This is a genomic window from Leptospira selangorensis, from assembly GCF_004769405.1.
Lineage (GTDB): Bacteria > Spirochaetota > Leptospiria > Leptospirales > Leptospiraceae > Leptospira_B > Leptospira_B selangorensis.
In genome coordinates, this window is sequence record NZ_RQES01000018.1 from 274,276 (window position 1) to 292,213 (window position 17,938).

20 protein-coding genes are annotated in these 17,938 nt (G+C 38.8%); 8 read left to right on the forward strand and 12 right to left on the reverse strand.

Going from position 1 to position 17,938, the window contains the following annotated elements; translation table 11 throughout:
• The first annotated feature begins 6 nt into the window (after window positions 1-6).
• From smpB to EHO58_RS13720, 6 genes are all read left to right on the forward strand, one after another.
• Window positions 7-489 (forward strand): SsrA-binding protein, encoded by a 483-nt coding sequence (gene smpB / locus EHO58_RS13695; RefSeq protein ID WP_135615770.1) that lies wholly within the window; start codon window positions 7-9, stop codon window positions 487-489.
• Window positions 490-1,866 (forward strand): ribosome biogenesis GTPase Der, encoded by a 1,377-nt coding sequence (der, locus tag EHO58_RS13700; RefSeq protein ID WP_135680304.1) that lies wholly within the window; start codon window positions 490-492, stop codon window positions 1,864-1,866. It abuts the gene before it with no gap.
• Window positions 1,863-2,495: a glycerol-3-phosphate 1-O-acyltransferase PlsY gene (gene plsY, locus EHO58_RS13705; protein WP_135680305.1), complete on the forward strand. Its 633-nt coding sequence runs from the start codon at window positions 1,863-1,865 to the stop codon at window positions 2,493-2,495. The genes der and plsY overlap by 4 nt, the downstream gene beginning before the upstream one ends.
• Before the next feature lie 79 nt (window positions 2,496-2,574).
• Window positions 2,575-3,261 carry a hypothetical protein gene (locus EHO58_RS13710; RefSeq protein WP_135626040.1) on the forward strand — a complete coding sequence of 229 codons (687 nt, stop codon included), beginning with the start codon at window positions 2,575-2,577 and terminating at the stop codon, window positions 3,259-3,261.
• A 136-nt stretch (window positions 3,262-3,397) separates the two neighbouring features.
• On the forward strand, window positions 3,398-3,610 hold the full coding sequence (locus EHO58_RS13715) for a hypothetical protein (protein WP_008592748.1): 213 nt from the start codon (window positions 3,398-3,400) through the stop codon (window positions 3,608-3,610).
• 113 nt (window positions 3,611-3,723) lie between these two features.
• The gene (locus EHO58_RS13720) at window positions 3,724-4,650 is read left to right on the forward strand and encodes a DMT family transporter (RefSeq protein ID WP_135680306.1); all 927 of its coding nucleotides are present in this window, start codon (window positions 3,724-3,726) and stop codon (window positions 4,648-4,650) included.
• Here the strand turns inward: EHO58_RS13720 and EHO58_RS13725 are convergent.
• The 9 genes from EHO58_RS13725 to EHO58_RS13765 all read right to left on the reverse strand — a co-directional run bounded on the left by EHO58_RS13725 (window position 4,647) and on the right by EHO58_RS13765 (window position 12,464).
• Complete coding sequence (locus EHO58_RS13725) at window positions 4,647-4,868, reverse strand: hypothetical protein (RefSeq protein ID WP_135626042.1); 222 nt, start codon at window positions 4,866-4,868, stop codon at window positions 4,647-4,649. The two genes, EHO58_RS13720 and EHO58_RS13725, sit on opposite strands and share 4 nt — an antisense overlap.
• 12 nt (window positions 4,869-4,880) lie before the next feature.
• Complete coding sequence (locus EHO58_RS13730; RefSeq protein ID WP_135680307.1) at window positions 4,881-6,095, reverse strand: EAL domain-containing protein; 1,215 nt, start codon at window positions 6,093-6,095, stop codon at window positions 4,881-4,883.
• 121 nt (window positions 6,096-6,216) lie between these two features.
• Window positions 6,217-6,927 (reverse strand): hypothetical protein, encoded by a 711-nt coding sequence (locus EHO58_RS13735; protein WP_135680308.1) that lies wholly within the window; start codon window positions 6,925-6,927, stop codon window positions 6,217-6,219.
• A gap of 59 nt (window positions 6,928-6,986) precedes the next feature.
• Complete coding sequence (locus tag EHO58_RS13740) at window positions 6,987-7,985, reverse strand: outer membrane protein assembly factor BamD (RefSeq protein ID WP_135680309.1); 999 nt, start codon at window positions 7,983-7,985, stop codon at window positions 6,987-6,989.
• Window positions 7,986-8,070: 85 nt separating this feature from the next.
• The gene (locus tag EHO58_RS13745; RefSeq protein ID WP_135680310.1) at window positions 8,071-9,165 is read right to left on the reverse strand and encodes a hypothetical protein; all 1,095 of its coding nucleotides are present in this window, start codon (window positions 9,163-9,165) and stop codon (window positions 8,071-8,073) included.
• 319 nt (window positions 9,166-9,484) lie between these two features.
• Window positions 9,485-9,892, reverse strand: a complete 408-nt coding sequence (locus EHO58_RS13750) for an acyl-CoA thioesterase (RefSeq protein WP_135680311.1) — start codon at window positions 9,890-9,892, stop codon at window positions 9,485-9,487.
• 3 nt (window positions 9,893-9,895) lie between these two features.
• Window positions 9,896-10,501 (reverse strand): TetR/AcrR family transcriptional regulator, encoded by a 606-nt coding sequence (locus EHO58_RS13755; protein ID WP_135680312.1) that lies wholly within the window; start codon window positions 10,499-10,501, stop codon window positions 9,896-9,898.
• A gap of 28 nt (window positions 10,502-10,529) precedes the next feature.
• Window positions 10,530-11,780 (reverse strand): MFS transporter, encoded by a 1,251-nt coding sequence (locus tag EHO58_RS13760; RefSeq protein WP_135680313.1) that lies wholly within the window; start codon window positions 11,778-11,780, stop codon window positions 10,530-10,532.
• Window positions 11,781-11,783: 3 nt separating this feature from the next.
• On the reverse strand, window positions 11,784-12,464 hold the full coding sequence (locus EHO58_RS13765) for a biliverdin-producing heme oxygenase (protein ID WP_135680314.1): 681 nt from the start codon (window positions 12,462-12,464) through the stop codon (window positions 11,784-11,786).
• A 153-nt stretch (window positions 12,465-12,617) separates the two neighbouring features.
• Between EHO58_RS13765 and EHO58_RS13770 the strand changes: the two genes are divergently transcribed.
• Window positions 12,618-13,790 (forward strand): SH3 domain-containing protein, encoded by a 1,173-nt coding sequence (locus EHO58_RS13770; RefSeq protein WP_135680315.1) that lies wholly within the window; start codon window positions 12,618-12,620, stop codon window positions 13,788-13,790.
• Between the two features lie 12 nt (window positions 13,791-13,802).
• Here the strand turns inward: EHO58_RS13770 and EHO58_RS13775 are convergent, their stop codons facing one another.
• Window positions 13,803-14,855, reverse strand: coding sequence for a serine/threonine protein kinase (locus EHO58_RS13775; protein ID WP_135680316.1), 1,053 nt, complete (start codon window positions 14,853-14,855; stop codon window positions 13,803-13,805).
• A 45-nt stretch (window positions 14,856-14,900) separates the two neighbouring features.
• Window positions 14,901-15,329: a tautomerase family protein gene (locus EHO58_RS13780; RefSeq protein ID WP_167483219.1), complete on the reverse strand. Its 429-nt coding sequence runs from the start codon at window positions 15,327-15,329 to the stop codon at window positions 14,901-14,903.
• 107 nt (window positions 15,330-15,436) lie between these two features.
• Between EHO58_RS13780 and EHO58_RS13785 the strand changes: the two genes are divergently transcribed.
• Window positions 15,437-16,009, forward strand: coding sequence for a TetR/AcrR family transcriptional regulator (locus EHO58_RS13785; RefSeq protein WP_135626054.1), 573 nt, complete (start codon window positions 15,437-15,439; stop codon window positions 16,007-16,009).
• A gap of 31 nt (window positions 16,010-16,040) precedes the next feature.
• Here the strand turns inward: EHO58_RS13785 and EHO58_RS13790 are convergent, their stop codons facing one another.
• Window positions 16,041-17,864 carry a motility associated factor glycosyltransferase family protein gene (locus tag EHO58_RS13790; RefSeq protein WP_135680318.1) on the reverse strand — a complete coding sequence of 608 codons (1,824 nt, stop codon included), beginning with the start codon at window positions 17,862-17,864 and terminating at the stop codon, window positions 16,041-16,043.
• Window positions 17,865-17,938 lie beyond the last annotated feature (74 nt).

Below are 17,938 nucleotides of genomic sequence, written 5' to 3' on the forward strand. Positions count from 1 at the left end.
GGAACTATGGCAACGAAGAAGGAAAAAGACAATAGCCCTCAACCTCTGGTAAATAAAAAAGCCAAGTTTAACTTCGAATTGATCTCATTCATCGAAGCAGGCATCGTTTTGTCCGGATCGGAAGTTAAAAGTCTCCGAGAAAAAAAAGCAAACCTCACTGATGCATTTGCTAAGATAAAAAACGGAGAAGTTTACCTGGATAGTTTTTCCATCACTCCGTATAAGAACGGGGGATATACAAACCATCCTGATATTCGCCCACGTAAACTTCTACTGAATAGAAAAGAGATAGATAAACTAGATAAACAGATCAAAGAAAAGGGATTGGTGCTCGTCGCTACTAAAGTATATTTCAAAGAGAACCGTTGGGCGAAAGTCGAGTTAGCATTAGGAAAACCTAAAAAGCTCTATGATAAACGGGAAGATATGAAAAAAAGCGACGCAAAACTGGAAATCGCGAGAGCGATGAAGACCAAGAATTACTCCTAAATGTCCTCTAAAAAAAGAGTTCCGATTATAAGTATCGTAGGACGCCAGAATGTTGGTAAGTCCACATTATTCAACGCACTTCTTAAAAAGAAATTAGCGATTACCGAGGATTACCCCGGTGTGACGCGTGATGTTCTTCGTGCTCGTGTTTTAAATCCGGAGAAGGGACTAGACTTTATTCTGGCAGATACTCCTGGTCTGGATATAGAAAGACCGGAAAGTCTGGAAGAAGCAGTTCTTGAAAATGCTTTCAGACAAGTTGCTGAATCCGACCTTGTAGTTTTTCTTCTAGACCTACATGAGGTCACTTCTTACGATTCCAAACTCATTGATAAATTCAGAAAAGACCCTGAACTAACTCAGATACCGGTTCTATATTGTGTAAACAAAGTGGATCATCCGGAAGACGAAGAAGACCTGGATTCTTTTTATAAGATGGGTCTGTCAGAGATCTTACCGATCTCTGCAATAGGAAGAAGGAACCTTCCACTTCTTCTGGAAAAAATTGCATTCTTACTTCCAACCGCGAAAAGAAAAAACCAAACCACGGAAGAAGAGGAAACGCCTTCTGTTTCTACCGAAGATTTCAGTCTTGCGATCGTAGGAAAACCGAATGCTGGAAAATCCAGTTTATTAAATGCACTTTGCGGATATGATAGAGCGGTTGTGAGCGAAGTTGCAGGAACAACTAGAGACTCGGTAGATACGACAGTTACCTTCGACGGAAAAAAAATCCGTATTACGGATACTGCAGGTATTCGCAGGAAATCGGATAAGGCAGAGGCCCTGGAATTTTATTCTTACCAAAGAACAAAAAGAACCATTCAAAATTCCGACGTGGTCATTCATCTTTTGGACGCGCTCAAAGGTTTTGGGGAATTCGATAAAAAGATCGTAGGAATGCTCCAAGAAGAAGGAAAACCTTTCTTACTCGCCGTAAATAAATGGGATGCAATAGAAGAAAAGGATAATGATTCCTTTAAAAACTACCAAGAACGTTTATACTCCAGATTTCCTCTCCTTAAAGAAATACAGATCATCACTCTAAGCGCTAAGGAAAAACAAAGGATCCATAAGATGATGGAAATGACCATCGATCTTGCGGCCCGTTCTAAGAAAAAGATCTCTACCTCGGAATTAAACCAATCTCTTCGGGCTTGGATGGCGGAAGCGGGTAGGTCCTTCTCCGCAAATAAACCTCCTAAGATGTTGTATTGTACACAAGTTTCCGTTTCTCCGTTTCATCTCATCTTATTCGTGAACCATATAGATTATTTCAAATCAAACCTATTAACTTTTATAAAGAAGAAGTTAACGGAGAAGTATAATCTGAAAGGGATCCCGATCCGTTTAGAATTGAGATCTGATCGAAAATGAACGAGCTATACTTATTCTTCTTACCTGCATCTTTCCTTTTAGGCTCAATTCCTTTCGGATTTTTAGCCGCTAAATTTAAAGGAATAGATATCAGACAAAAAGGAAGCGGGAATATCGGTGCCACCAATGTAACTCGCATGCTTGGTTGGAAGATAGGACTTCCCGTTTTACTTTTGGACATTGCTAAGGGCGCGGTGTTTCCACTCGTGATCCGGTCGATCTATGGAGAGTCCCAAGAATATCTTTCTCTTTTTTGTGGAGTGGCAGCGGTCCTTGGTCATATGTTTTCTCCTTTTTTAAAGTTTAAAGGGGGGAAGGGAGTGGCCACGAGCTTTGGAGTATTTGCAGTGCTTGCTCCAGGACCGACTCTTATCACCTTAATTGTATTCTTAAGTTTGAAGAAGATCTTCGGTTTCGTATCGATTGGATCGATAGGAGGAGCAATCACTCTACCTATTTCGTACTATCTACTTTCTTTAATAGACGGTAAAAGTTTTAATACTCCTGTCTTTTGGGCAATCATATGTATCAGTTCAACTATCTTGGTTTTACATAGGACAAATCTGATCCGTTTGATCAAAGGCCAAGAATTTGCTTCCGATAAAGAGAAGTATAAAAACCAAGAATAAACTTTTTCTAAAATTCTCAAAGATCAGTTTTAGGCTTGAATTTGAGGATGACCCGATCTAAAAATCTCCCTTAAGGTTTATGATTCACAAGGAGATAGACGAAAACCGTACCAGAGAAGAAAAGATCGAGAGTTTGAATCGATTCTTGCAAGCTCATCCTTTGGCAGAGATCCAGGACCTGTACAAATGGCTCTATTACGGGGAATTTGGAGAGATCGCCATTCAGGAATTTTATACCGAAAAAAAGAATGCTCCTGCTCTTCACTCCATGTTAGAAGAGTTAAGATTCGACGGTGATAATAATATTTCTCCCGAAAATGTTTGGGAACCTCTAGGTTTTTCCCAAAGATACCTAATGATCTATCTTACTCCATATTATAATATGGAATACCCTTTGATGAGAATAGTAAATCTAATCCAAAGATCTTCCGCATTCCAAGGATATCGAATGAGATTCAAACTAGATTGGATCTTACTCAAAGATGAAATTGTTTCTAGAAATATTGGATTTTCCAAACAAGACTTTATTAATTTCGAAGACAGGATCCAATTTCACCAATTGCCTGAATTGGACTTCTCTGATACATTCAAACAGAATTATCCTGCCGCCAAACGTATTATCGCTGGTAAGTTATTCTTCGAATATTTTCCTGAATTTATAGGTGAACCAAGAGGGTTTACCTTACTCGAGGACGAAGCAGGTTCCTCTATACCGGAAGAGGAAGAAGAGATGGTATATCCTCGTTGGGAAGGTGAGGCTCTGTAGGAGCTCCTAAAATCTTCTTTGGTTCGTGTGTTGGAGTTCCTACACGCGCGACTAAAGTGGCCTTTTTGACCCGAAATTTATTTCTTTACAGAACTTCCTGAATAGTCTAAATTTTGTAAAAATAGGATTCGCAGTTATGTTACAAGAAATCAACGCAGCCGGAAGCAATAACCGAGCAGCCCAACAATTCTCCCAATCCGAATTCACCATCCGTAATATGCCGGATCGTCTTCATCCGCTCAGCAACATGGATACTGTTGTGACAGCGCCGAAGAGTCTCGCCAAGGTAGGCGTAAATACCGACGATCAAATTACTCGCAGGGGTTATCTAATCGATCTAAATGCATGATCTTTCAGATACAGACTAAAGTCGAAAGGAAACCCGGCACCTAAGGCCGGGTTTTTTATTATACTCCTCTTCAAAGAGAGAACAAAAAAACTGGTAATGAGGCAGAACTAGGGATGTTCCAAAATCAATCTATAAAATTCTTTATCCTACTCGTAATTGCTATGGTGAGCTGGGGATTCGCTTGGCCTTCCGCAAAATCAATCGTGGGGACCGAACCTCCGATCGTAATTGTATTCTGGAGATTTTTAGCCACAGCGCTTTCTTTAGTTCCAGTATTGATCATCAGAAAAGAATCCATTGCCTTACCTGATAAAAAAGGATTATTACAAGTAGCAATAGGCGCTGTCTTATATACAATATACAATCAATTCTTCCTATTAGGGCTTAGCCAAGGTTTGGCCGGAGCAGGTGGGGTACTCGTCACCACAATGAATCCGATCTTTACTTATATCTTGGTCCATACATTCCAAAGAAAACTTCCTTCCGGAAAAGAATTTATAGGTTTGTTCATCGGATTAACCGGTGGATTCTTACTCTTAAAAATTTGGGAAGGAGATTGGACCTTACTCTTCCAATCAGGGAATGTTTATTTTTTACTCTGTGCATTCAGTTGGGCAATTCTAAGTATGAATAGTCATAGCACAGGGCAAAGAATGTCTCCGATGGTGTACAGCTTTTATGTGTTCAGCATCGGAACAATACTGGATCTATTTCTTGCATTTCCATACGATCTAGGCGGAGTAATGGACAATAATTGGAATTTCTGGGTCCAATTACTTTATCTTTCCGTAATATCCACGACTTTCGGGACCACTGTGTATTTTTATGCATCCAGTAGATTGGGATCCAGAACTGCAAGTTCCTTTATATTCTTAGTTCCGGTTACCGCACTTTTGGGAAGTTGGATCTTTTTGGGAGAAGAACCTAAATTGAGCACATTACTCGGAGGAGTATTCGCGATTTCTTCTGTGATTATACTGAATAGAACTCAGGGAAAAAAAGAAGAAGTTTTAGAAGAAGAACTAGAAGTTCCGAATTAACCCCAGTTACTTTTATAAAAATGTCTGCCTTTAGGAGCCACCTGGAAACCTTCCGGGTGCTCCACTATCAGACTGGCCTCTTTTAAATCTTCTAAATGAGGTCTCAAATTCCATTCGGTAAGAGAAGTATTCAGTTCTAAATCCCTCATAGTGAGAAATCCTCCTTCGGAAGATGCCCTATAGATATCTTGCAGGATTTGATTTTCAATAACGCTCATTGAAACCGTTTTTTAGTACAGGCGAGGAGCGGTCACGTCTAAAAATACGTAAGCACCGGATCCCACTTCTCTGCTAAAAACGATCAGATCTTTAACCGCGTCGCTATCAAAATATCTCTCGCTCATTCCCCAATCATCAGGCTTTCTCATCGAATCTCTAAGCTGCCTATAAAAATAAGGAAGATAAGACCAATTTTTACCGATCCCATGGCTCGTTTCCCTAAAAGAATCTTCACCGGTTCTCATATAATAAGGAGATAATTGAGTTCCTTTAGAATCAGTGATATAAACCCTATGGATCTCTTTAGAAGATTGAAAAACCGTATATGCATCTATCAAATATCTATTCGCTATTTGTAATATAGGAAAAGGGTTCAGAAGTTCCCCTAAAGTTAGCCTGATCTTATTTTCAAAACTCAACTCTTGCTTAAGTGTTTCCATCTTTTTTTGATGAAAAAATTTCACCATTTCTTTGATGGATAGAGAAGGTTCTTTGCCTGTGGAAAGTTCTGCTCCGGGTCTCAAAAGTAAAAATCCCTGTAGGAATCTGGCTCCGCCTTCTAATGCAAAGTATAATTCTTCTTGGGTTTCCAAACCTTCGTATAAAACGGAAGCTCCCAGGGAGAATGCAAGGTCACGTATATGTTCCAATACTTTTCTAACAGATGGAGAACGAGAAGATGCTCTGATTAATCTGAGATCTAATTTTAAAAAGTCCGGGCGGAGAAGTCCCACTCTTTCTATACCGGAAGCCTCCGAGCCTAAATCGTCCAATGCGATCTTAAATCCGTATGCGCGGAGAAGGTCCACTGCGATCCTTAATGAGTCCAGGCTTCCCGAAAATTCCTCTTCAGTGACTTCTAAAATAATACGATTCGGTTCTATTCCATATTCTCTGGCTAAACGTAATAATCTGAAAGAATCAATCCTTTCATTTTCCAATTCTCTATAAAGGCGATTAGGAGAAATATTCAGAAATAATTTGGATTGGTCCGGATGAACTTTAAGTTTTTCTAATGCTTTTCTCCAGAGGCTTTCTTCTAATTCTCCTAATTCAGAATCAGATAGTCCGGCTTCGGCAGAGAATAAATAACCGGCAGAAACGATACCATCTACGGTCTTTTTGCGAGCCAAAACCTCATGAGCGAAAATTTGTCCATCTTCTACGGACAAGATCGGCTGGAAGAAAGGTAGGATATCAGTTTCTTTGCCGATTACTTGCTCCATATTCGTTATATCGAATGAAGCATTTGTTATATCAAATGGAATCTGCCGTCCGAACTTGTTTTGCCTGGAAATTGTTTAATATAATTAAATATATTTAATATAACTAAAAACAAAATACACTCTATGGGTTTGACGCCGTATTATAGTGAAGAGAATATTCTATGATCTCTGTAAGCACTTTTTCATCAGAGATCGCGAGAGCGGCACCCCAAAATATAAAAGGCCATCCGAACCAATGTTTAACTTCAGTTGAGGGGATATGTATTTGTTCGACTCGATTTTTTAGATCTATCCTTGAAATTTCGATATTCCATTCTTCCTTAAAAAATCCGGGAAATAGTAAAAGAGAAAAGGAAGATGGATATAAGGACCAATGTATTCTGCGCTGAAAACCTCCGACTTTGACGGTTATCGTAGAAGAATAATTTTGATCGTCTGATGGATCCGGTGAATCGTAAAAACAATTTAAATCTTTTTTGGTCTTACATAACTCCGTTGAAATATGTGAAATTTGTTCTATGAACCATTTTTTTCTAGGCGGATAATACTTAAATACGGAACTCACGGCATTGCCGGATGCAAAATCCGCCGGCATCCAGTCTTTTATCCAAGACTTACAAATGTTTGTGTTACCGTCGCAATTCGGAGATTTATCCTCCTTCTTACAAAACTCTATACATCGATCTCCTGCTAAAAAGACCTGTAGTCTCACTGGTTTTATCGAATTATTTTGGACCTGTTTCGGAACGGTAGGTAAGGAAGTCATGGATCTATAAATACATCCATAACTAGGAAATATGATGGTAAGAAAAAAAAGGGACCGAATTATCATGGCGCTTATCCTATATAATTCGAGTCCCTTTCTTATTGCTATTAAGATTAGATGCAGATTTAATTAGGCTTTTTATTTTTTCCTTTTGGCACTATGATTTGAATATCCTGATTTTCGGTTTCTATTACTTTTTCCGGTTCAGGGAAAGCGTTTCGGAATTCGTTCATTTGTTTTTCATTATATCTGTTTGCGGCATTGATCACTCTATATAAATGATCTTCTTGCTCTCTATTAAAATTGATTGAATTCGTTGTAGCGAAATCATCCCCCAGAAAATCGACAAAAAAGAAACCTGCAAAGAAATCGGCTATTTCTGTATAATGAAGTTCAACTTCGGCTCCTATTAAAACAAATCCTACTTTACCTCCGTTACTCCAATAGTCCCGATAATTTATATAAAGAGGATTGTTCGGCATATGTACAAAGAAACCGTCCCAAGTACCTGCATAGGCTCTTCTTCCCGTTCCGATCCTTCTTCCATGAATTGCAGCTCCTCCAAAACCTAAAAACGCATACTCGGCCGAAGATTCTTCCGAAATCCCTAAGTTTCTTTTTTGTGACCAACCGAAGGATACCGTTCTTCCTGCGTATAAAGTTGTCTGCATAGCGCGGGTATTCCAACTACTTACACCGATTTGGGGGCCGATAGATATATTTAAACTAAATATATCTAATAAATCTAATAGACGATCCGGAATATACCATGCTAGTCTCTCGAAAAAGCCGCTTTCTTCGGGAGATCTTTTGGCAAAACCTTGCCCCAAAGCATTATCGTATTTAGTCCTTCTTTGCCAAACTTCAGGTAATTTTTCCCAGAGAATTTCAGCTTGTGCATTATCCGGATAAATCCTAAAAACTGCTCTCAGAGATTCTGAAGCTTCTCCATATTTTTTTTCCTGGATAAGACGTTCCGCGTCGTTTAATAAATATTTCGCAGATACGTTTACTTCCTTATACGCCGGGGCAGACGCACAATTTAGGATCGAGGCATTTAAACAAAATAATATTAGAATTCCAAAATATATTTTAAAGTAAGATAATTTTTTCTCGAAACTCATCTTGTTCTCTTTCTCCTGGAATTTTAGGAAACTTTCCGACGATTCATTAAATTTTCTTGGTTCCAAAATTTATACGACTCCGTTCTTAATATTTATATCCGAATTCGATTCCGAATTGTGATCTTGTGTCTCTGGAATTCGGGAAAGGACCCATAGGTGGAGACGCTAATGTAAATAATAACTGAGATATATCACTTGAAATTATTAAATTCCCAGAAGACGGTACATCAGCGTCTTTAACTTTTTGTGTAGAATCTTGGTAAGCGAATGAGACCCTAAAAAAGGAAATTTCGTTAATATAATACCTATATCCTAAGGAAGTTCTAAAACCTTCTAATTCACTCTTTACGAGCCCAGTTGCTTTGGAGGCAATTGGTAAATATGTGCCTAAAGAGGATATGGACATAGAGAGATATTGGTTTTCGTATTTGGAATCGTTTCCGAAACTTTTAAAATATTCGAAACCGAAATCGAAACTCGATACTGGAGATAGATTGAGTTTATAATTCATCCCAAGCACAGCATTTCCGAAAGTTTCTGCAAATTTGATCTTCTCTTGGTTAATGGCGTCTATCCCAGAATAAGGCGCTCCGTTGGAAACTCCGACATACGGATAAGGTTTTGAAGAAGTGCTGAACGTATTTCCATAGGCTTCAACACCTATACGAAAAGCTAGATTTTCTAAATATTTGTTCGAGGAGTTTTCGAAAAAGAAAAAATCCGTCAAAAAAGCGACCCTAGATGTAATCAGCTTATTATTTGAATAAGTCCTGAACGACAGATCCGTAATACTTACAGGAGAACCCATATACGGCTGAAAATTTAAGGTTGCTAAGTCGTTTAGATTATTACTTCCAGAATGCAAGTTTGCGTGAGATAGGAAATAATTCGTTTTAATAAAATTGCTATGTCTAATATCAGTTTCCCATTCTATTCCCTGTCCCTGGAAATTTGCAATATTAGGTTTTACGAATTCATTTGAGCCTGAATTTACTTGGTTGATGGCCCTAGTATTTATGAGACTCATCGCATTATTTGCCGTAGCCGAGTTTACGGAAATGTTCGTGATCCTAATTCTAGAAAGTGTATATCCTTCTACTGTTTGATCCGTGTCTTTCGAATATACGGAAGAACTTAGTAAAAATACGCAAAGTAAGATCCAAGAATTAATATATCTCAAAAGAAATACCTCGACTTGCTTTATCAAAAGCGAATGACGTTTGGGTTAATTAGGATTAAATTCTGAACCCGGTTTTTATCTCAATTATTTATGTAAAAATAATGTAAAAAAAAGAATATTCTCCCACCTATGACGATTTATGCGCACTTAACTTAGAATTTATAATATCGATTAGCTGATTTATCTCAAACGGGGTATGCGGATTTGCTGATAAGAGAAAGTTTTAATGAATAGTGCATCAAATACTTACAATATTTTTTCGGAAAATCAGGTCTTGGCCCTATCTTTAGAAGATCCTACTATAAGGAAGTTAACTTTCTTAAAGAACTTCCATAAACTTAGCGGGACGTTTTCGATTCAGATCGAGTAAGGTCCACTCTGTGCTAGCTTGGCAGGCAAGCTTTCCATTCGATAAAAGTATTTTCTGTTCGAACACAGCTCTTGTAGGAGAAGTTAAAACCAGATCCGATTCGATAGTGATCTCTTCCGGATAAGAGATCTCTTTTATAAATTTCAGATTCAAATTTAAGATCACAGGACCAAAACCTTTGTCTGCAAATTCTTCCATGGGAGCTCCCCAATCTCTCATGGCTCTCATTCTGGCCTCGTCCAAATAACCTTGGTAGTTTTTATTATTCACATGCCTGTTTGCATCCAGCTCGTCCCATCTTACATTTAAAGAATGTTTATGACCTTCTCTGATCTTTTGTCTTTCTGCAATTTGCATGTCTTATTCCTTATGGTCCAAAATTTGTATTAGAAAATTATAAAAGTTTTCCGCAGGTTCCAAAGAGCCTGTTGCCCTTCCTACGAGTAGGGCTCCTCTCCAGGAGGATTCCAGAAACAAAGCGAATTCTCTATCCGAGCTAGTAATATTCAGTTTTTTGAATGATCGGAGTTTTTGGATTGCGGAGGCCAGTTGGTCCAAGGCGGAATCAAAATAATTTTTAAGAGGTTTTTGGAGAGAAGTTTCAGAATATCCCAATTCCTGACCAAACACATTAACCAAACAGGAAACTCCTTCTTTTAGGAGTTTTTTCTCCAGTTTGATCCTTTCCTTATATAAATTTAAAAGAGAAGAGATCGGATCTTCTTTTGTTTTTTGAAGGATCTGCTCATTCCATAAGATTGCATTTTCAGAATAATATTCTAATACTTCTGAGGCAAAGTTTTGCTTGGTAGTAAAATAATTATAAAATGAGGCCTTCGGGATCTCTGCCTCATCAGCGATTTCCTGTATACCTGTTGCGGAATATCCGAATTTACGAAAACGATCGATCCCTTTCAGGATAAGAGTATGCCTCTTCTCCTGAGCGGATTCTGCACTGATTCTCATACAAAATTAATACGACCAATCGGTCGTATTAATCAAGTCTTTTTTCTTTCTCTAAAATTTTAGATAATAGGGGTAGGGTGCCTAAAACTAGTAAAATTTCCAAGGCTCCATACAAGATCCCTGTAAATTCCAGACCTACGGTTTTGTCGTATGTATGACTAAAAGATTCTTGAACCGAGATGGAGACCAAAGGTCCTAAAAGGAATCCCAAGGATCCAAGGCCTGTGAACACAGTCATGACACTCGCGTTAAAACCGCTGGGTGCAAGGGAAGAGGCAAGCCTCATCGCAGGCACATACATGATCCCTGCGCCTATTCCACAAGCGATCATGGAAAAGTATAGTCCTGAAGAAGTATTCAAAAACCCAGTACTCGCTTGAGCAATTCCGTAAATGAAAGAACCGATCCAAACTAATGTGATAGAATTCCATTTTTTAGAAAGGAGTGCAGCGGGAAGAGATAATACACTCATTAGCAGGAACATGACTCCGAAAAGTCCACCTACTTGTCCCGGAGAAAATCCAAGGTCTTCCCTTAAATGTAAATTTAAGGAACTTAAAAAATAACCTACAGTAAATCGATCCACAAAATGGAAAGCGATCGGAACGAGTAATAAAGGAGAAAGTGATAAGGCTGTTTTTGTTTTTTTCCAACCTTCCCATTCTAATTTTTTTAGAGTACCTTCTTCTAAAAAGAAAAAAGATAAAAATCCCAAAACTAAAAGAATGGATCCACCCACAAAAAAGGGTAGAAGAGGATTTTTATTTCCTAAAAACCCAAGCGACTGGCCGACTCCTCCTCCTAACGTGAGAAGTGTTCCGCCTAATCCGAATAAAATTCCTTTATTATAAAAACTAGATGTTTGGTCCTTCTCCTTGTCCGAAATACAAGTGAGAAGTAAACCTATAACAAAAATATGCGCTCCTCCCTCTAAAAATCTCAAAACAAAAAGTGAAGAGATATTTGGCATAAATGGGAGAAGGGCTAACAAAAACGCGTCCAATATAGCAAAAGTTCCGATTAATTTTTTTCTGGTCCCTAATTTATCCGATAGCCATCCTGCTAAAGGTGAAAATAAAAAAGAACCAAGCATCGCGGAACTTTGGAACCAGGCTACTCCGTATCCGGTTCCACCCAATCTATCTTTTATGATCTCTTTATATACCGGCACGATCATCGTAACCGGAAGCATAGCTAAAAAGATGAAGGATAATGTGATCCAGGGAAAAGAATCCACCCCCAGGGAGGAGGATTCTTTTTTGGCAGATACTTTTAACAAAAATCAGTGCCTCGCAGGACTTGCTAGAACTTCTTCGAATTTGGCTTTGCCTATGGAGGAGATCAAGGTTTCTTCCAACTCGTCGAAAATTTTTCCGTTCAGTTTGAAAACTTCATTTGCTTCTTGTACGATTTTTTCTTTTTCAGAATCGGAGAGAGGAAGAGAATCCAAGGTGTTTCTATATTTATCCTTAAAATCTTTCGGGCTGGAAATTTCAGGGAATTCATAAAAATCCAGACCAGATGTTCCTTCAATCCCTAAAGCTTTAGCCGCCACTCTTTTTAAGATCTGCCCGCCGGAAAGATCTCCTAAATAACGAACATAACTGTGAGCTACTAATAATTCAGGTGAAGTATTTGCAATTTCTCTAATATGTTTTACGTAAGTTTCTGTAGCCGGGGTGGTCTTTGGAGAATGTCCCGATTGAAAAAAATGCGCCAGGTCTTTTTCGATCATTCCTTTTCTGTATAATTCAGGAAATCTGATCTTTCCTACGATTGGATGGTCTTTTTTGTTTTCCAACTCTTCTTCCATTGCAGCATAAACGAAATAAAAAGATTCCAAATGTTTAGCGTAACTTTTGGGCTCCAATACTCCTTTCATAAAGCAGCGAATGAATGCGTTGTTTTCCGCGATGGTATGAGATTCGGAGGTTCCGTCTCTTAATGCTTGGGCTAGGCTCATGGGGTTTCTCCTGACAATACTGTGACAAATCTCTAATTTTAGGTTTGAGAGTCAATCTCAAAAAATTAATTTTGGTAGAATTGCCTGGGGAGAGAATTTTGTAGCTTATTTTGTCTTTGTTAGTCATGCAAGCCTCTATACTTTATTAAATCGATGTATTCTAGAGCAATATTCGTTCTCTTCTTATTTATTCTTTCAGACTGTATAACTTCAAAATCAATACCGGAAAGCGAACTTCGCAAAATTGAATTTTCTAAATTAAACACTTATTATGCGGGAAAGGACGGAAAAGGTTATGAAACTCCTGACGAGTCTTCAACTGCCATAGTGCAGTTTTTGAACGGTCAAAAAATTAAAGTTTTAGAATCTCTTTCAGATCCTCGCAGAAACTTATACGGCTGGGTGTTGGTTCAAACTGAATCGGGTACGAAAGCTTGGGTTAAACGAGAAACTATAAAGGCAAAGTTATTATTTAACGAAGGGATCGGTGAAATTTATTCAATATCTAAACCATATGATAATAGCGGTTTAGTTTCCGAATCTAAACTTCCCGGAGAAAATATCGGACTAATTTTAGATTTATTTATTCATAAGGGAGAGATCGTTTCTTTCGGGCCATGGGAAAAGAAAAATTACAAACAATTTTCTGTGAGTTCCAAGGAAGATTTAAGGTACCTATCATTTAAAAGAGGACAAACCTTAGAATTAGGAAAGGTAAGAAGATTAGACGAAAAACAGGACGAGCAAGTCGGATGTTGGTTCGGTTATCCATTCAATGCGCGTATAAAACTTTCTGATCCAGAGATTTCTTATAAAGAAGATTTGGTATTTAAAGGTGATATCCAACCTAAATTGCCACCTGGGAAGATTGAATATGGAATTAAGAATAAAGATCAAATAAAGATCCTAAATTTACTTGCAAAGGAACTTATTAGATATGCTCCAAAGGAAAGTTTAGGAGAAATTCCTGAATTAAAATGTGATGGAGGAGAGCATTGCCATATTTCTCTTTGGAGTCTTCCTGAAAAAAAATATCTTTTTGCGACTTTAGAGGGCCGACATGAGGTCACCGGTAAATTTCATTCCTTATTTTTAATCGTTTCACTTGAAGAAGGCAAAGAAAAGGTAGTTTCCTATTTGTTCGATCAAGGATTTGAAACTGCAGGACGTTTTTTTACTAAACTTACCGATATGGATGGGAATGGTATTCCGGAAGTTTGGGTGGGTGACCAAAATTCTCAAAATGAATCTTATATTGAAAGAATCTTTTTATTGGACAAAGATCTATTTTTACGTCTGGGGGAAAAGTATGGGACCGGTTGTTAATAGAAGTATTAATCAATCCTCCATATCCCAGAAAAAATCCTTATTCGTAAGCTCAGATTCTTCAACTTTTTGAAAGGAGTTCCTACCATCTTCTTCGGAAGATAAAGGAAGATCCGAACCTAATCTTTCCAGATCCTGGGTTTCTCTTTCCCAATATTCTTCCGTTCCGAAATGAGGAAACGCATTCGGGAAAGAAGGGTCTTCCCAACGTTTTGCGATCCATGCAGAATAATGAATATACCGTAAGCCGCGCAGAGGTTCCACCAGATCAAACCAAGAAGATCGAAATTCCCGAAATTCTCGGTAACCTTCTAAAAAGATCTCTCTTTCATACTCGGAGGCTGAGTCACCAAATGGAAGAAGCATCCAAAAATCCTGGACTGCAGGCCCGGTAACAAAATCGTCGAAATCTATAAAACAAAGCCCGTCTGCGGTTTGTATTAAATTTCCTTTATGGCAATCCCCATGGATCCTATGGAATGGCATGTCTTTGGAAGCTTCGGAGAATGAATTGAAAATTCGATTGCAAGCATCCTCGTATCTTTTCCAGAGATGAGTGGGTAGGAACTCCTTCTCTTTTAAAAAACGTAAAGGTTCCTCGCCGAAATTTTTGAGATTATATTCGATCCTATGTTTAGATTGTTTTGAGGCTCCTATATTATGGATCCTAGCAAGTAGTCTTCCGGTTTGGATCAAATTGTTTTTGTCCAACTCTTCCACTAGTCTTCCTTTTTGGAGAGGCCAAATCGTATAATAAATTCCTTTTGTTTCTCTGACTGTGACTCCGTTCTCTAAAGGTAAAGGAGCTACTACTGGGATCTCACCTTCTTCCAACTCTTTTAGAAAAGAATGTTCTTCTAATATTTGATTGAGAGTCCAACGTCCAGGGCGATAGAATTTTACTACGAGTCTTCCGCCTTCTTCTAAGCCGACATCATATACTCTATTTTCTAAACTGTTTAATGCGAGGCAATGCCCGGAAACTGAAAATCCAGCATCTTCTACCGCTGATAAAACGGAATCTATATCCAGTCTATTATAGAATTCTTTGCCTGGGATTTCCATGATTGCTAGTATCCGTACAGAAACTAGCAATCATAGGATTTTTTATTATTTTGCGGCTGCCGCTTTCGCCGCGAGAGCTGCAAATTCTTCCTTACCAAAAGCAGTTCCCGCGATTCCCCATCCTCCTTCCGCGGCTTCCGTTAGAAGCACCCAAGTCCGAGAGGCTTGGCTTGGATCACTGGAGATCTCTACAACGATCTCAGTGATTTCCTTCACGAGTTGTTTTTGCCCATTCCGGTTCAATACTCCGGGAGGTGTGATCACTTGGACACGGACAGTTTTAGCAAGAGCATCGGCAGCCGTTTGGACAGATGAGGCTTGCATTTTATGGATATAGGCAGCGGTATTTTGCAAATGAAGTGGGCCGGGTTCCGTTACTCCTTCTGCGCGTAAAACTGCACGGGTTAGTTTTTCCCCGAGTTGGCGGTCCTTCTCCGGGGGAAAAAGATCGTTTGGTGCATAAACGTCTATCATTGGCATAAAATGGCTCCTAAAAATATTCTGGATTACTATCGTCATCCAGAATAAAGATGAAAGTCTTTTGACAATCGTGTCAACTGTAAAAACTGGAGTTTTGAATAATGGGCCATTCACAAACGAATAAATCAGAAAGTAGGGAGAAGATCCTTAGAGCCGCAGCAGACCGTTTTAGGGAATTCGGAGTCAACGGCGTCGGTTTGGATGCACTTATGAAGGAAGCCGGCCTGACTCATGGCGGGTTTTATCGTCATTTTTCTTCACGAGAAGAGCTGGTGGGAGAAGCTATCGAAAAGGCTCTCCAAGATGGAAGTCGAAATGTGCAGGATACGGTTTCAAGAGGAAAGGAACTTTCTCTAGAAGGTTTAATTGATGCCTATTTGAGTAAACGTCATAGGGATAATTTAGCAAGTAGTTGCGCAGTAACTTCACTTTCTGCCGATACGATCCGAAGTAACGAGCACGGAAGATCTGCGTATACCCGCCAGGTGAAAGCCTATCTAGATCTATTGAATGGACTCATTGAAAAAAAAGAAGGTTCCGAAGAGAAAGTTGTATTGGCTTTATCTACGTTAGTAGGCGCTTTGTCTATTTCCAGAGCCGTGAATGATACGAAACTTTCCCGGGAAATTTTAAAAACTGCTGCAAAAGAATTAAAATCTTATCTGAAATCTTAAAAATCGAATTCTGTAATTTTGCTTGGACAATCTAATCTCCAGCGAGGAGCTTTCTTCTTAAGCCGGTAAATTCCTTTAAAATAGCTCCTAGGAATAATTGTTTTTTTCTTTCCTCGTCCAACTTATCTTTATGGCGAAGAATATAAACTTCCGTTTTTCGGATCAAATATCTTAGATCTTCCCATTTTCCTAATGTATCTCGAAAGAGCGAAAGTAGATCCGTATAAGCTTCTTCTTTTTTTTCCGGTTTAGAAAATTCGTTTTTGATGGTATCTATTGTTTCTAATAATTCTTTTTTGAATTCTGTAGGAGATCCCACCAAAGTTTCTTGGATCAAATCCGGTTTCCAGGCAGGGAATTCTTTCCAGAAATATTTATGATCTTGGAATCCTTTTAGGATCTGTGTGGCTTCTTCCGGTCCTATATTTTCCGCGTTTTCTATTTTAGCGCCTTGGGTGTTTACATTATATACGGGAAAGTCCAAGGACTTGGAAGATTCTTCAAACCAATGTCTGTATAAGTCCAATACATAATCCGTTAATACTTCTCCACCTGTTACGGATGGAACATATCTTGTATCTCTTTTTCGGACGACTGCTTCATTGATTTTTTCTAAACTCATCTTTCTGGAAAGTAAGGTTAGCCATTTTTCGTTATGATGGGTTCCGGTAGAATGGATTTCTCTTCCTGAATACGCCAAGTCTTGGCCTACTAAAAAGCAGGGTTTACATCCTAGGCTTCTTAACAGGTCGAATGCAGTTGTGGCAACACTTCCTCCGGATTGTACATCTCCGATCGGGCCGAGTAAAGATTCAGCGCTGGAACTTCCTGCGGTTGCTTCTCTTTTTAATTCTCCGGAGGCATCTACTAGATATTTTGCAGTGATGCTATGAACCACCGATTTAAATTTCAGATTCCTTAATATAGGAGGGGAGCTGACTAGGTCCGCGAATAAAGGAATTGGGGATGTATCTTCTCCTAAAAAATGGAATACAGAATGTGTTTGCGCATCTAATGTCATTACGCCATCAGGTATGATCCCGTATTTTAGTAAAACTTTGAGCGAAGTGTCGCAAGACATTACAAAAACTTTATCTCGTATACTCTTGATCCATTCACATTGTCTGCGTAGGTTCGGTCCTGCAGAAACAAGTAGGGAAGGTGTTCCGTTAAACTTTTCTTTTAAGGATTCTATTTTGGTCTTAGGACTTGGAGGTGATAAAAAGTTTGCGGTGTTTACGAGTGAGTTTCTGACCCAAATCCTTTCGAATTCGAATTTGGTGAGTAGATCGCTCATTTTAGATGAGAGAATTTTTCGAAGTCTTATATCCGTTTCGGCATAAAACATTTCTTCTAAAGAAACGCTTGCAGCGTTCCGTAAAATTCTGATGCCTGAAACTCTTTCTACTGGAAGAGATTCTAAATAATTCCAAAGAAGAGAAAGTGAATTTTCTCCCAAGAACAAATGCCTTCCTGGAACTTCCATAACAGGTTCCAACCATTCTTCCCAAAGTGGAAAGAGTAGATCCCTGTCTTTATCAATGAGTAATAAAATTTGTCCCGGTTCTAATTTGGATTCTACCTCTCGGATCAAATGTGGATTCCCGAGTCCTAAAATTGCGACCAAATCTGTGGATTGTATAGAAACCGAATCCATTTGGCGTTTTGCTTGGGTGAGAGGTGCTACCGCACTTGCCAATGCTCTTCCTTTTTTAGAGAGAAAGAACTCATTTTGGTTTTTGGCAGCCTCAAGTCGGAACTCCAACATTTCCGTTGGAGGATTTTGGAAATACAGGCTGAGATAGGGTTTTTTCCCGAATATTTCTCTTGTTTTTTCCGGGAGATCGTGAGACATAATACTCCTAAGCATTCCAGAGTCCGCCCGATTCTGGTCACTTGCAATCAATTTCCCAAAGAAACACAAAAATA